This is a genomic window from Caballeronia fortuita, assembly GCF_001544835.2.
Taxonomy (GTDB): Bacteria; Pseudomonadota; Gammaproteobacteria; order Burkholderiales; family Burkholderiaceae; genus Caballeronia; species Caballeronia fortuita.
Genome location: NZ_FCNX02000007.1, coordinates 298,340 through 312,293 on the forward strand (window position 1 = coordinate 298,340; position 13,954 = coordinate 312,293).

The 13,954-nt window shown below is 62.7% G+C and carries 14 protein-coding genes and 1 pseudogene; 11 read left to right on the forward strand and 4 right to left on the reverse strand.

What is annotated here, in order from left to right; translation table 11 throughout:
- Positions 1-139: 139 nt before the first annotated feature.
- The 10 genes from AWB77_RS15870 to AWB77_RS15915 all read left to right on the forward strand — a co-directional run bounded on the left by AWB77_RS15870 (position 140) and on the right by AWB77_RS15915 (position 8,356).
- Positions 140-787: a hypothetical protein gene (locus AWB77_RS15870; protein WP_061135398.1), complete on the forward strand. Its 648-nt coding sequence runs from the start codon at positions 140-142 to the stop codon at positions 785-787.
- 18 nt (positions 788-805) lie between these two features.
- The gene (locus AWB77_RS15875; RefSeq protein WP_061135399.1) at positions 806-1,345 is read left to right on the forward strand and encodes a TlpA family protein disulfide reductase; all 540 of its coding nucleotides are present in this window, start codon (positions 806-808) and stop codon (positions 1,343-1,345) included.
- 205 nt (positions 1,346-1,550) lie between these two features.
- A complete protein-coding gene (locus AWB77_RS15880) occupies positions 1,551-1,820 on the forward strand; it encodes a hypothetical protein (RefSeq protein ID WP_061135400.1) in 270 nt (89 codons plus the stop codon).
- Between the two features lie 76 nt (positions 1,821-1,896).
- The gene (accB, locus tag AWB77_RS15885) at positions 1,897-2,370 is read left to right on the forward strand and encodes an acetyl-CoA carboxylase biotin carboxyl carrier protein (protein WP_061135401.1); all 474 of its coding nucleotides are present in this window, start codon (positions 1,897-1,899) and stop codon (positions 2,368-2,370) included.
- A gap of 153 nt (positions 2,371-2,523) precedes the next feature.
- Positions 2,524-3,891, forward strand: a complete 1,368-nt coding sequence (gene accC / locus AWB77_RS15890; protein WP_061135402.1) for an acetyl-CoA carboxylase biotin carboxylase subunit — start codon at positions 2,524-2,526, stop codon at positions 3,889-3,891.
- A gap of 25 nt (positions 3,892-3,916) precedes the next feature.
- Positions 3,917-4,819, forward strand: a complete 903-nt coding sequence (gene prmA / locus AWB77_RS15895) for a 50S ribosomal protein L11 methyltransferase (RefSeq protein ID WP_061135403.1) — start codon at positions 3,917-3,919, stop codon at positions 4,817-4,819.
- A 50-nt stretch (positions 4,820-4,869) separates the two neighbouring features.
- Positions 4,870-6,186, forward strand: coding sequence for a zinc-ribbon and DUF3426 domain-containing protein (locus AWB77_RS15900; protein WP_061135404.1), 1,317 nt, complete (start codon positions 4,870-4,872; stop codon positions 6,184-6,186).
- Positions 6,187-6,306: 120 nt separating this feature from the next.
- Complete coding sequence (gene tpx, locus AWB77_RS15905; protein ID WP_061135405.1) at positions 6,307-6,807, forward strand: thiol peroxidase; 501 nt, start codon at positions 6,307-6,309, stop codon at positions 6,805-6,807.
- Between the two features lie 113 nt (positions 6,808-6,920).
- The gene (locus AWB77_RS15910) at positions 6,921-7,859 is read left to right on the forward strand and encodes a carbohydrate kinase family protein (protein WP_061135406.1); all 939 of its coding nucleotides are present in this window, start codon (positions 6,921-6,923) and stop codon (positions 7,857-7,859) included.
- Positions 7,860-7,876: 17 nt separating this feature from the next.
- The gene (locus AWB77_RS15915) at positions 7,877-8,356 is read left to right on the forward strand and encodes an outer membrane lipoprotein (RefSeq protein ID WP_061135407.1); all 480 of its coding nucleotides are present in this window, start codon (positions 7,877-7,879) and stop codon (positions 8,354-8,356) included.
- 237 nt (positions 8,357-8,593) lie between these two features.
- On the opposite strand, the gene AWB77_RS34435 is transcribed toward AWB77_RS15915, so the two are convergent.
- The 4 genes and pseudogenes from AWB77_RS34435 to AWB77_RS15935 all read right to left on the reverse strand — a co-directional run bounded on the left by AWB77_RS34435 (position 8,594) and on the right by AWB77_RS15935 (position 11,887).
- Positions 8,594-9,277 (reverse strand): histone H1-like DNA-binding protein, encoded by a 684-nt coding sequence (locus AWB77_RS34435; protein ID WP_074168895.1) that lies wholly within the window; start codon positions 9,275-9,277, stop codon positions 8,594-8,596.
- Between the two features lie 31 nt (positions 9,278-9,308).
- Positions 9,309-9,636 (reverse strand): annotated as a pseudogene (locus AWB77_RS36885) (hypothetical protein).
- A 103-nt stretch (positions 9,637-9,739) separates the two neighbouring features.
- Positions 9,740-10,993: a ribonucleotide-diphosphate reductase subunit beta gene (locus tag AWB77_RS15925; RefSeq protein ID WP_061135408.1), complete on the reverse strand. Its 1,254-nt coding sequence runs from the start codon at positions 10,991-10,993 to the stop codon at positions 9,740-9,742.
- Positions 10,994-11,674: 681 nt separating this feature from the next.
- Entirely contained in the window at positions 11,675-11,887 is a 213-nt protein-coding gene (locus AWB77_RS15935; RefSeq protein WP_061135471.1) for a DUF3820 family protein, read from the reverse strand.
- Between the two features lie 123 nt (positions 11,888-12,010).
- Between AWB77_RS15935 and AWB77_RS15940 the strand changes: the two genes are divergently transcribed.
- Complete coding sequence (locus AWB77_RS15940; protein WP_061135410.1) at positions 12,011-13,408, forward strand: MFS transporter; 1,398 nt, start codon at positions 12,011-12,013, stop codon at positions 13,406-13,408.
- Positions 13,409-13,954: the final 546 nt, after the last annotated feature.

Consider the following 13,954-nt stretch of genomic DNA (forward strand, 5'->3'; position numbering starts at 1 on the left):
GAGCTTAGGACAAACCCGTGCAGAAAGGCGCCTGAAGGCGCATATTGTAACCGAGCGGGCTAGCCGCTTTTCGCCACCGCGAGCTTGTCGCGCCGGGCCTGCGAAAGGGTCGTTCGAGCTTATCTAGTATCATTCCGGGATGGTTCGCAAATCACATTTCGATCCGCAGCGCGTGCGCGAGGAAATCGCGATCGCCGCCGCGAGGATGATCGCCGAGGACGGCCTCGACTACGCCACCGCGAAACGCAAGGCGGCGCGGCAAGTCGTCGGCGAGGCGAAGATCGGCGGCGAGTTTCTGCCCGATAACGACCAGATCGAAGAGGAAATCCGCGAGTATCAGGCGATTTTCCAGAGCGACAGTCAGCCGGCCGTGCTGCGCCGCATGCGCGAAGTCGCGCTCGACTGGATGGACCGCCTCAAGCCGTTCGATCCTTATCTGACGGGCGCGGTGCTCAACGGCACCGCGGGCGAGCATTCCGATATCCATCTGCAATGCTTCTGCGACAATCCGAAGGAAGTCGCAATCTATCTGCTCAACGCGAACATACAGTACGACGTGTCCGAAACGCGGCATTTCGCCGGACGCGGCTATGTCGAGACGTTGAGTTTCCTGCATCGGGTGCGCAACGAGGAGCCGATCGGCGTGCATATCGCGCTCTACGGACCCGATGACCTGCGCGGCGCGGTGCGCGCGGACGGCCGGGGACGTCTCGCCCGCGCCAATGCGGCGGCAGTGCGCGCGCTGCTCGATCATCCCGATGCCCCGCCGCTGGAAATCGGCGGCTGACCTTTCTTCCGGACGCTCATGAAAAGCACACGCATTCTGGCGGCCCTCGTGGTCGCGGTCGCCGCGACCGTCGGCGGTTTCTACGCGGGCCATCTGTTTACTGGCGGCGATTCCGTGGCCGCGACGCAGCCAGGCGGCAACGCCGTCGAGCAACTGTGGAAAGCGACGCCGCCGGGTGCATCGGGCACGTCGCAGCCGCTGGCGGCGTTCAAGGGCAAGCCGGTCGTCGTCAATTTCTGGGCGTCATGGTGCGGGCCGTGCGTCAAGGAAATGCCGACGCTTTCCGCCCTGCAGCGCGATTACGAGAAAAAAGGCATCACGTTCATCGGCCTCGGCGTCGACAGCGAAAAGAACGTCAACGATTTCCTCAAGAAAGTGCCGGTCGCCTATCCCGTCTACGTGACCGGCTTCGGCGGCGCGGATCTTGCGCGCAGCTTCGGCAATAACGCAGGCGGCTTGCCGTTCACTGTTGTCATCGACGCAAAAGGACAGATCCGCTCGACGAAGCTCGGCGAAGTCGATCCCGCCGAACTGAAACACACGCTCGACAACCTGTAAAAATTCGCAGCGATTAGGCAGGGGCTTGCGTCGCGTAAGCAGCACGTTACAGCGTAATTGGCGGTTTTTGCGAGAAATTCCAAGTGGCGGGTGCCGCAGGGCGGTAATATGTCCCACGGTTTTGAGACGGCCCGCACGGTAAAACTAGACAAAATTCTCTAAACGGCGCTAAAGTGCGCCGAATTCCGCACAACCCGAAGCGACTATGACAACTCTGCCGGTGCCATTTGGCCCCCTCGCCGTCGAGTCCGACATCCGCAGCATCGATGTCGGGCGCCGTGGGGCACCCGCAACCGTCATCCGCAAGCCGTTCGGGCGCGCGCTTCAAAGCGACCACGTAGGCGCGTTCGTTACGAACGCATCCGGCGTGCCGACCGATTCTGCCGCCGTGGTCTTCGACGGTGCCTGCGCGAGCGCGAAAGTGCGCGGCGCGGGCGCGTGCGTCGGCCGGCTGGCCGCGCCGACTCGCGGCTGAGCAGTCAGAACACCCAACAAATCAAGTCAAGTGCCGGGTCAGCCCCGGTCTCCAAGTATTGAAAGGGGATTTTTCGATGGACCTTCGTAAACTGAAAACGCTGATCGACCTCGTCTCGGAATCCGGTATCTCGGAGCTGGAAGTGACGGAAGGCGAAGGCAAGGTTCGCATCGTCAAGAACGCCGCGCCGGTCTACATGCAGGCGCCGCAACAGTTCGCGCCGCAGGCGCAGGCGCCCGCTGCACCGCATTTCGCCGGTGCGGGCGAAGCCGGTGCGCCGGCCGCCGCCGCGCCCGCTGCAGCCGCGCCGCAGGGCCACACCGTGACCTCGCCGATGGTCGGCTCGTTCTATCGCGCGCCGTCGCCGGGCGCCGACCCGTTCGTGCAGGTCGGCGATACGGTGAAGGAAGGCCAGACGCTGTGCATCATCGAAGCAATGAAGCTCCTGAACGAGATCGAATCGGACAAGGCCGGCGTCGTGAAGGAAATCCTCGTCGACAACGGCCAGGCGGTCGAGTACGGCCAGCCGCTCTTTGTGATCGGCGACTGATGGCGCATCGGGCCGAGCGGCGGATGCGGTCTGCATCGTCGCCGCCCGGCTTCGCCGCGTTGGCGCGTGAGCGACCTCGTTGCGTCGAGGCGCGCGCCGCCGATTGGATCCCCGAGGGCCGCTCGCGCGAGCCCGTTGATGAGCCGACCCACTATGTTTGAAAAAATTCTTATTGCGAACCGCGGCGAAATCGCGCTTCGCATCCAGCGCGCGTGCCGCGAGCTGGGCGTCAAGACCGTCGTCGTCTATTCCGAAGCCGACAAGGAAGCGAAGTACGTCAAGCTGGCCGACGAAGCTGTCTGCATCGGACCGGCGCCTTCGAACCTTTCGTATCTGAACATGCCCGCGCTCATCAGCGCGGCCGAAGTCACCGACGCCGAAGCCATCCATCCCGGCTACGGTTTCCTCTCCGAAAACGCCGACTTTGCCGAGCGCGTCGAGCAATCGGGCTTTACGTTCATCGGGCCGCGTCCCGAAACCATCCGCCTGATGGGTGACAAGGTCACCGCCAAGCAGACGATGATCAAGACCGGCGTGCCGTGCGTGCCGGGTTCGGAAGGCGCGTTGCCCGACGATCCGCGCGAGATCGTGAAGATTGCGCGCACCATCGGCTATCCGGTCATCATCAAGGCGGCGGGCGGCGGCGGCGGGCGCGGCATGCGCGTGGTGCACACGGAAGCGGCGCTCGTGAACGCGGTCAACATGACGCGCGAAGAAGCGGGCCGCGCCTTCGGCAACCCGCAGGTGTACATGGAGAAGTTTCTCGAGAATCCGCGTCACATCGAGATTCAGGTGCTGTCGGATTCGTTCCGCAACGCACTCTGGCTCGGCGAGCGCGATTGCTCGATGCAGCGCCGCCACCAGAAAGTGATCGAGGAAGCGCCGGCGCCGGGCATCGCACGGCGGCTGATCGAGCGTATCGGCGATCGCTGCGCCGACGCCTGCAAGAAGATGGGCTATCTCGGCGCGGGTACGTTCGAATTCCTGTACGAGAACAACGAGTTCTACTTCATCGAAATGAACACGCGCGTGCAGGTCGAGCATCCTGTGACGGAGCTCATCACGGGCGTGGACATCGTGCAGGAACAGATCCGTATCGCGGCGGGCGAGAAGCTCTCGATCCGCCAGAAGGACATCCAGTTCCGCGGCCACGCGATCGAATGCCGTATCAACGCGGAAGACCCGTTCAAGTTCACGCCGTCGCCGGGACGCATCACGTCGTGGCACACGCCGGGCGGTCCGGGCATCCGCGTCGATTCGCACGCTTATGCCAACTATTTCGTTCCGCCGAACTACGATTCGATGATCGGCAAGCTGATCGCGTTCGGCGCGACGCGCGAGCAGGCGATCAACCGCATGCGCATCGCGCTCTCGGAAATGGTCGTGGAAGGCATCTCGACGAACATCCCGCTGCATCGCGAGATGATGATCGACGCGAAGTTCGTCGAAGGCGGCACGAGCATCCACTATCTCGAGAACAAGCTGGCCGCGCGCCAGGCTGCCGTCGCCGAAGAGTCCTGAAGCACGCACTATCCAGAGAAATAGCATGAGTTACCGGGAACTGATCGCCGAGCTGGATCGCGAGCACGCGGAAGCGCTGTCGGATGCGTTGCTGGAAGTGGGCGCGCTGTCGGTGTCCGTCGAAGATGCCGACGCCGACACGCCCGACGAGCAGCCGCTTTTCGGCGAGCCGGGGCTCGTGCCCGAGAAGAGCGCGTGGAACCGTTCGCGCGTCGTGGCGCTGCTCGCCGACGACGCCGATCCCGACGTGCTGCTCGCCGCCGCCGCGAACGAGATTGGCCTCGCGGCGACGCCCGCGTTCAGCGTGCGCGATGTCGAGGAGCAGGACTGGGTGCGTCTCACGCAATCGCAGTTCGACCCGATTCCCATCGGCGAGCGCATCTGGGTCGTGCCCTCGTGGCACGACGCGCCCGATCCGGAGGCGCTCGTGCTCGAGCTCGATCCCGGTCTCGCGTTCGGCACCGGCAGCCATCCGACCACGCGCCTTTGCATGGAATGGCTGGAGCAGTCGGTGAAGCCGGGGCAATCTCTGCTCGATTACGGCTGCGGATCGGGCATCCTCGCGATTCTCGCGAAGAAGTGCGGCGCGGATCCGGTCGTCGGCATCGACATCGATCCGCAGGCGGTCGAGTCGGCGCGCCAGAACAGCGAGCGCAATCGCGCGGACGTGACCTACGGTTTGCCCGACGCATGCCCTGCCGGCGAATTCGATATCGTCGTCGCGAACATTCTCTCGAATCCGCTCAAGCTGATGGCCTCGATGCTCTCGGCGAAGGTGAAGCCGGGCGGCAGGATCGCGCTGTCGGGCGTGCTCGCGCGCCAGGCCGACGAGGTCGCCGCGGTCTATGCGAAGTGGATCGACATCGGCGTCTGGCGCGAGCACGAAGGCTGGGTCTGCCTCGCGGGAACGCGGCGCGAAAGCCTTTAGAATAGCGCCATCCTCCACGATCAGGCCGTCAGGCCAACGGCACTTCTTATATGGCGCTGGCAACCCGCTGCCCTCACTGCGAAACCGTATTCAAGCTGGACCCGCATCTGCTCGCGCCGCACGATGGCCGCGTGCGCTGCGGACACTGTCAGGAAGTTTTCGATGCCGCGCATCATCGCTTCGAACTGCCCGACGAGCCGGCGGCAGGAGGCGTCGCCCAGCATGCCGCGATCATCGACGATGATGCTGCCGTCGGTCCCACGACGAGTTCGAGCGCAAATCACGACGTGCCCGCGCACGTCACCGCGCCGCCCGATGCGCCATCGAAGCCGCGGCCGTTCGCGCCGCGCAATCTCGAAATCGGCGCCGCTCCGAGGCAGGCCAATACCGATACCGATACCGAACGCACCGTCTACGCCGGCAATCCCGCTTTCCTCAACGCTTCGCGGCAAAGCCGGACGCCGCCGCCGCCCGGCGAGCCCAAGCCGAACGATGCTGCGAACGAGTCCTCCACGCTGCCGTCGGAATCGGCCCGGCTGAAGCAGTTCATTCGCGTCGGCACGCCGCATCCCGACGCCGCCAATTCCGCTCAGGCCGATCACGACGCGCCGCTCGCCGAGCCGCCCGCCACGCCGTTCGTCGATCCCGTCGACGATCGCGCCGAGCCGTTCATCGGACCTGTGCCTCAGCCGGACGCACCGCGCGCGCATCCCGAGCCGGAGGCTCCCGCCACACCCGCCTGGCGCGAAGACGCCGAGCCCGGCTTCGGCGCCCGAAAGCCATCCCCGCCCGCACGCCGGACGAGCGCGAACGAAGCGTTTCCGGTCATCCGCGAATCGCGGGAAGCGCGCGAGGCGCGCGCGCCGGCGCGGGCGCACGCGAGGTCCGGCAAGCTCGGGCGCGTGGTCGGTGTCATCGTCGCGCTGCTGCTCGTGCTTCTGCTGCTCGTGCAGCTCGCGTGGTGGCAACGCGAAACCGTGATGGTCTACGTGCCCGGCTCGCACGTGTTCTATTCGCAAATCTGCGATCAGCTCGGCTGCACCATTTCGCCGCCGCGCAACATCGACGGACTGCAGATCGAGAGTTCCGGGCTGCGTCAGGTCGACGGTCCGCACAAGCTCGAACTGAAGCTGTCGCTGCGCAACCGTACGGACGTCGCGCTCGCGTTTCCGGCGCTCGAACTCACACTGCTCGACGACAAGAACAACGTGGCCATCCGGCGCGTGCTCTGGCCGCAGGATTACGCGCGACCGGGTACGATATTCGCCATCGGCCTTGCGCCGCAAAGCGCGCAGCCGGTCATCGTCCGGCTCGATACGGGCGATGCGGTCGCCGCGAATTACCGGGTTCAGGTCTTTTACCCGTGATGAGGGCGGGCAGGCGCGCGACGCCGCCCGCTCCCGTTCCACACGACGCGCGTCACGACCCTCGCGGATCGCGCACGCGCGATTTTCCCGTCAGCATCTGACAACTCTCTGGAGCGCAACATGAGTCAAGTTACCCTCGGCGGCAATCCCATCGACGTCAACGGCACCTTTCCCGGCGCAGGCCAGCAAGCGTCGGAATTCACGCTCGTCGGCGCTGATCTCGGCGACGTCAAACTCGCGAACTTCGCGGGCAAGCGCAAGGTGCTGAACATCGTTCCGAGCCTCGACACGCCGACCTGCGCCACCTCGACGCGCAAGTTCAACGAAGCGGCCGCCGGCCTGAACAACACGGTCGTAGTCGTCGTTTCGGGCGATCTGCCGTTCGCCGCGAAGCGCTTCTGCACGACCGAAGGCATCGCCAATGTCGTGACGGCATCGACGTTCCGTGGACACGACTTCGCGCAGGCGTACGGCGTCGACGTGACGAGCGGCCCGCTCAAGGGCCTGACCGCTCGCGCGGTCGTCGTGCTGGACGAGAACAATAAAGTGCTGCATTCCGAGCTCGTGCCCGAAATCAAGAACGAACCGAACTACGACGCAGCCCTCGCCGCGCTGAAGTAATTCTCCGCGGACCGCTTCCGGCGAAGCGGTCCGCGCATACGAGGCGCGGTGCCATGCTCGCCGCGCGCCGTATGCGCATTCTCTTCCGGCTCAATTCATAAAGGACGTTCGCCTTGGCTACGCTCATCTGCGGCTCGCTCGCCTACGACAACATCATGACCTTCCAGGGGCGCTTCGGCGACCACATCCTGCCGGATCAGGTGCACATGCTGAACATCAGCTTCCTGGTGCCGACGATGCGACGCAACTTCGGCGGCTGCGCGGGCAACATCGCGTATGCGCTGAAGCTGCTCGGCGGCGATCCGAAGATCATGGCGACGCTCGGCGCGGCGGATTCGCAGCTTTATATCGACCGGCTCGACGCACTTGGTCTGTCGAAGGAGTATGTGCGCGTGCTGCCCGATCAGCACTCGGCGCAATGCTTTATCACCACCGATCTAGCGAACAATCAGATCACCGCGTTCCATCCCGGCGCGATGATGGAGTCGCATCAGAACCAAGCCGACGCGGCGCAGGGCATTACGCTCGGCATCGTCGCGCCCGACGGGGCACGAGGCATGCGGGAACACGCCGAAGGACTGGCGCGCGCGGGCGTGCCGTTCGTCTTCGATCCGGGCCAGGGCTTGCCGATTCTCGAAGGCGTTGAACTTTGTCGCATGATTGAACTCGCCACGTACGTGGCGGTCAACGATTACGAAGCCAAGTTGTTGAGCAACAAGACCGGCTGGTCGATCGAAGACATCAAGAGCCGTGTCGATGCCCTCGTCGTCACGCGTGGGGAACACGGCGCGCAGATCTATCATGAAGATGGCGCGTCCGAGATTCCTGTCGTGGCGGCGCGTCAGGTGGTCGATCCAACCGGTTGCGGCGACGCGTTCCGCGGCGGCCTTCTGTATGGCATCGAGAACAAGCTTGGCTGGGAGAAAACGGGTCGTCTCGCGAGTCTGATGGGTTCGTTGAAAATCGAACATCAGGGGCCGCAAACCTACGCGCCGACGCGCGCCGAAATCGAAGAACGTTTCAAGCAGGCGTTCGGTAGCAGCCTGTTCTGAGTGATTGGAGTAAAGGAATGAAAACGGTAAGTCGTATCGCGCTGGCCATGGCGCTCGTCGGCTCGGTGGCAATGACGGGCTGCGCCTATAACAGCAGTTCTTCGGACGTCTACACGGCGTCGCAGGCGCAGCGTGAGGAAACGGTGCGCATGGCGACCGTCGAAAGCGTGCGCGGCGTGAAGATCAGCTCGAACAACGGCCAGCCTACGGGCCTCGGCACGATCGGCGGCGGTGCGCTGGGCGGCGTGGCCGCGGCAAGTGCTATCGGCGGCGGCAACGGCTCGATCATCGCGGGGATCATCGGCGGGCTGGCCGGCGCCGTCGCGGGTAATGCGGTCGAAAACAGCGTCGCAATGAAGAACGGTCTGGAAATCACCGTGCGCCTCGACAACGGCGACATGCGCGCGATCACGCAGACGGCGAACGGCGAAGTGTTTCAGGCCGGCGAGCGGGTGCGTCTGCTCTCGAGCGGCGGAGTCACGCGCGTGACCCACTGAGCCAAGGTCTTTCAGCGGAGGAATCCGCGCCGTAAAGTTGAGAAGCGCATGTATCGAACGATGCATGCGCTTTTTCTTTTGGCGCCGCCCAACGCTGCGAGCGCACGATGACTCACATCCGTTCGCCGAAACGAAAAACCCGCCGCCGAGCTTCCCCGGCGACGGGTTCAGGCCGGGTAGGCTTACCCGGACTAAGGACACAGCACGCTGTGCCTGGGTGTTGCGTACCGCGAGAAGTTACGGACGGCTGCCCGTCGGGAACGGCCATGCTGCTGCCGGGTTCAACGCCGTCTTGACCGCAGCGGCCGGAGCCGGAGCAGGCGCGGACACGGTCGTTGCCGTCGTTGCAGGAGCGGCAGCCGTAGTCTTCTTCGCAGCAGCGGCCTTCTTGGCCGGAGCCTTCTTCGCGGGGGCCTTCTTCGCCGCAGGGGCAGGAGCAGCAGGCGCGGGCGCAGCGGCTGCGGTCTTCGCAGCAGCCTTTTTCGCGGGAGCCTTTTTCGCAGCAGCCTTCTTCGCTGCGGCCTTCTTCGCGGGCGCCTTCTTGGCGGCGGCCTTCTTCGCAGGCGCCTTCTTCGCCGCAGCCTTCTTGGTCGCTACTTTCTTGGTCGCGACTTTCTTTGCTGCTGCCTTCTTCGCGGGCGCCTTCTTAGCCGCGACCTTCTTCGCCGCGACCTTCTTCGCTGCAACCTTCTTCGCCGCTACTTTCTTGGTCGCGACTTTCTTTGCTGCTGCCTTCTTCGCGGGAGCCTTCTTAGCCGCGACCTTCTTCGCTGCAACCTTCTTCGCCGCTACTTTCTTCGCCGCGACCTTCTTCACAGCGACCTTCTTGGCGGCAACCTTCTTCGCCGGAGCGGCCTTCTTCGCGGTGACCTTCTTAGCTGCAGCCTTCTTCGCGGCGGGTTTTTTCTTGGCAACTGCCATGGTTTTTCTCCTTCAGGTTTTCAGATGAGAGTCAGTTCAAACAACACCCTTCGTCAAAACCCGCTTCCCACGCGTCGCCTCTCACAGCGCACGCTACGAAGCGGATTATTCATCGGCGTACGCTGATCCCACCTGCTTACGCTAATGAATACGGCAAGGCGCGCCGTGCCCCAAGGCACCGCGCGCCAAATTGAGTCAGCTCCGCGTATCCGCGGCGCCGGCCATCGCTTGATCGAGCCAGCGAGCTTGCCGCTGGCATTTTCCGGGGGGAAGTTTGCCCTTCCCTTTTCAGGGATCGCAAAAGGCCTGTCTTCTATTCGGGCCACGCGGCCCGCCAAGTCATCAGGCGCACTTTGCATCAGGCGACCGTTCTCCTAAACCTTGTCGGCCGGGCGCGCGTGAGCGACACGCTGCTGCCCGTCCGTCCCATCGATTTCGTCTGCAACACGTCCTGGATTTTTATTATTCCCAGGTCAGCGCGCCGCCGGTTTGATACTCAATCACGCGTGTCTCGAAGAAGTTGCGTTCCTTCTTCAAGTCGATCATTTCGCTCATCCACGGGAACGGGTTTTCCTCGTTCGGGTAGAGCGGGTCCAGTCCGATCTGCTGGCAACGCCGGTTGCAGATGAACCGCAAATAACTCTTGAACATCGACGCGTTCAGGCCGAGAACCCCGCGCGGCATGGTGTCTTCAGCGTAGCGATATTCAAGGTCAACAGCCTGCTTGAAGAGCTCGCGGATTTCGGCCTTGAATTCGGCGGTCCACAGTTGCGGCTCTTCGAGTTTGATCTGGTTGATGAGGTCGATGCCGAAATTGCAGTGCATCGATTCGTCACGGAGGATGTATTGATACTGCTCCGCCGCGCCCGTCATCTTGTTCTGGCGACCCAGCGCCAGAATCTGCGTGAAGCCGACATAGAAGAACAACCCTTCCATGATGCAGGCGAACACGATCAACGACTTGAGCAATTTCTGGTCCGCTTCCAGCGTGCCGGTCGTGAAGGCCGGATCGGTCAGCGTCTGGATGAACGGGATGAGGAACTCGTCCTTGTCACGGATCGACTTGACCTCGTGATACGCGTTGAAGATCTCGCTCTCGTCGAGTCCCAGCGATTCGACGATGTACTGGTACGCGTGCGTGTGGATCGCCTCTTCGAACGCCTGGCGCAGCAGGAACTGGCGGCACTCCGGAGCGGTGATGTGACGATACGTGCCGAGCACGATGTTGTTCGCGGCGAGCGAGTCCGCCGTGACGAAGAAGCCGAGGTTGCGCTTGACGATGCGTCGCTCGTCGTCGGACAGACCGTTCGGGTCTTTCCACAGAGCGATGTCGCGCGACATGTTCACTTCCTGCGGCATCCAGTGATTCGCACAGCCGGCGAGGTACTTCTCCCACGCCCACTTGTACTTGAACGGGACGAGCTGATTGACGTCGGTCTTGCCGTTGATGATGCGCTTGTCGGCGACATTGACGCGCGCTTCGCTCTGCGCGGCGATCGCGCCTGCGGAAGCGAGGGTTGCGGGATTCGCGGCTGCGGGCGGAACGAAGCCATCGGAGAAGATGTTGTTCGCTTGTGCAGTCTGATGGGCAGCTTGATGAGCCGCAGCTTGCGCTGCCGGCGTACCGAAAGTCGTGCCTTGAGCGTTACGCAACGCGTTCTGTTGCGATGCGCTCGAGGGAGCTACGGCAGTGGTCTCGTCATCCCAGTTGAGCATAAATTCTCACCATCAATTTAGATCGGTTTGTACCATCTTTTCATGAGCGATAAAAGAGTTTGCTCATGAAAATTCTCGTTTTCATGCGATTTAGATTCGACGTTGCTACCTGCATACAACACTTGGCTCGAAGCCGTGTGCGCGATGCTCGATGCAGCATCGCTCGATTCGTGTGTGAAGCGGTCCTGATCGAGTAGCTTCCATGACATCGCAGCGCGCTTTCGCATGACTTCATCGCTGCTCTCGAAGCCTTGCGGCGCAAGGCTTCGCGGACGATGCCCGATGCATGATGCGAAGCACGCCGCGCTCGAGTGCGAGCATTGGCGCGATGCTGTGCCGCGAAGCGTGAATGCATCGAAGCATGACTCGCTTCGATCATCGATCGATGTCTCTCGCCGACACGCGATGCGATGCAAAACATATGTCGACTCGCGATGTTCTCTCGCTCATCTTCGACGACGTTCGATGCGTGTCATCGGCCACACTTCTCGTCGTTCGATGCACCTCGTCACATGAACATCGATAGCGCTTCGAGGCTCATCGCGTGCGTCGAATTCGTTGCCGAAGTTTAGCATTCTGCGTCTCGTATTTCCACAATATCTTGTGCTTGCAAATCTCCGCAATACAACCTATAGCGTGCCCATGCGAGCATTCTCAGAGGCCTGAGATAACGCCCGGATCTCAGCGGCCTCGTAGCGGTTCGAGCAGCGAGCGCAGATTGTTGTGGTCGATCTCATGCATCAACGCGAGCAGGCGGCCGAGTTTGCCCTCTGGAAAACCCTCACGCGCGAACCATGCGAGATAGTGACCGGGCAGATCGGCGATGAGTCGGTCCTTGTATTTGCCATAGGGCATCGTCTGCGTGACGAGACGTTGCAGGTCCTGCGGGTCCATCGCTTCTTCACTCCTCGATTGAATGTTCATCGCACCACGCAGCGCGTCGCGATCGCTCAGCGACTGCTCCATATCGGTGCCATAATCGCCGCTCTTGCCGCCAAGAGTCGATCGCGAATCAACATGCCGCTTGCCGTCAAAGCTTTCATTGCCCCTCTCATCGTCGCGTGTGCGATGTTCATGGAAAGCGTCGACGCCAACGTCATCGTGACGGCGATTCCCGAAATGGCGCGCGCCTTCGGACGCGATCCCGTCACGCTGAAGGTTGCGGTCACGAGCTACGTGCTCGGGCTCGGCGTCTTCATACCGATCTGTGGATGGGTCGCCGACCGCTTCGGCGCGCGCGCCGTCTTCCGCACGGCGATTGGCGTGTTCGTCGCGGGCTCGCTGCTGTGCGCGGCATCGACATCGCTCGGCCCGTTCACTGTCGCGCGTTTCATTCAGGGCGTCGGCGGCGCGATGATGGTGCCGGTCGGGCGCATCATCATCTTTCGATCCGTGCGCCGCTCGGAGTTCATTCGCGCGATGAACTATCTCTCGGTGCCCGCAATGCTCGGTCCCGCGGCGGGTCCTCTGCTCGGCGGCTTCATCACGACGTATCTGCACTGGCGTCTGATCTTCTTCATCAACATTCCGATCGGCATCGCGGGCATCTGGCTGACCAACCGCTACATCGCCAACTCGCGAGAGGATCATCCGGGCCGGCTCGACTGGTTTGGCTTCTTTCTCTCGGCGAGTGCGGGCGTGCTGCTGTTGCTCGGGCTCTCGCTCGTCGGCGGCGAGCTGATCCCGCAGCGCGTGGCGTACGCAATGTGCGTCGCTGGCGCGCTGATGGTCGTGCTGTACGTCGTGCATGCGCGTCGCGCGGAGAAGCCGCTGCTCGATCTGCGCTTCTTTCGCGTGCCGACATTTCAGGCGAGCGTGCTTGGAGGATCGATGTTTCGCATCGGGCTCGGCGCCGTGCCGTTTCTTCTGCCGCTCGCGCTGCAGGAGGGTCTCGGCATGACGGCGTTCAAGTCCGGCGCGATCACGTGCGCGTCGGCGTTCGGCGGCATGTTCATGCGCTCGCTTGCATCGCGCGTGCTGCATCGGTTCGGCTTCCGTCAGACGCTGTTCTATAACGCGGCGTTGTCGGGCGTTGCTATCGCGGCGTGCGGCACGTTCTTTCCCGGTACGCCGACGTGGGTGATCTGGGCTGTGGTGCTGCTCGGCGGCTTCTTCCCTGCGTTGCAGTTCACGAGCCTCAACTCGCTTGCGTATGCGGAAATCGAAACACGCGATGTCGGGCGTGCTACCAGTCTTGCAAGCTTCGTACAGCAGGTTTCGCTCGGGCTCGGCGTGACGGTCGCGGGGATTACGCTCGAGCTCTCGCAGTATCTGAACGGTCATGCGAGCGTGCAATGGTCGGACTTCTGGCCGGCGTTTCTCGTCGTTGGGCTGTTTTCTTTTCTCTCTATGCCGATCACTGCGCGGCTTTCGCATGATGCCGGGACGGAGATTTCTCGGGGTACTCGGGGATAGGTGTTTTTTTCTTCTCGCCGGATCCCGGTTTGTTATTGGTCTATTTGCGTTGCCCCTGTGCGGGGCGGCACTTACTTTCTTTGCTGCTGCAAAGAAAGTAAGCAAAGAAAGCAGCTTCTGATACGCCCGCGGTCACACGCAGTTTGGGTAGTCCTCTCGTCGCAGATGGCACTCGCCTAAAGAGTGCCCTCATCACAATCACGCGGCTTGGCTCGCGCACGGTCTGACTAGCTAGTTTCCCTCGCGCGTTGGTTCAGCACCAAATAGCGCCGGCCCCGCTTCGCGGCCGATGGGTCAATCGGGTGTGGATGTGTTTCTACCTGAAGCCACCATCTCACCGCGCACGCGCACCATCGGTTTCCCTCGCATACCCCACGGCAGCGCGCAGCGCAGTGCTGGAACTATTTCGTGCTGAACCGGTGCCCTAAAACTCCTGGCTCGTCAGACCGTGCGCGATCCAATCCCGATTGGGCCTACGATGACACTCGTTAGGCGAGTGCCACCTCGGACGAGAGAACTACCCAACGTGCGTGTGACCGCGGGCCT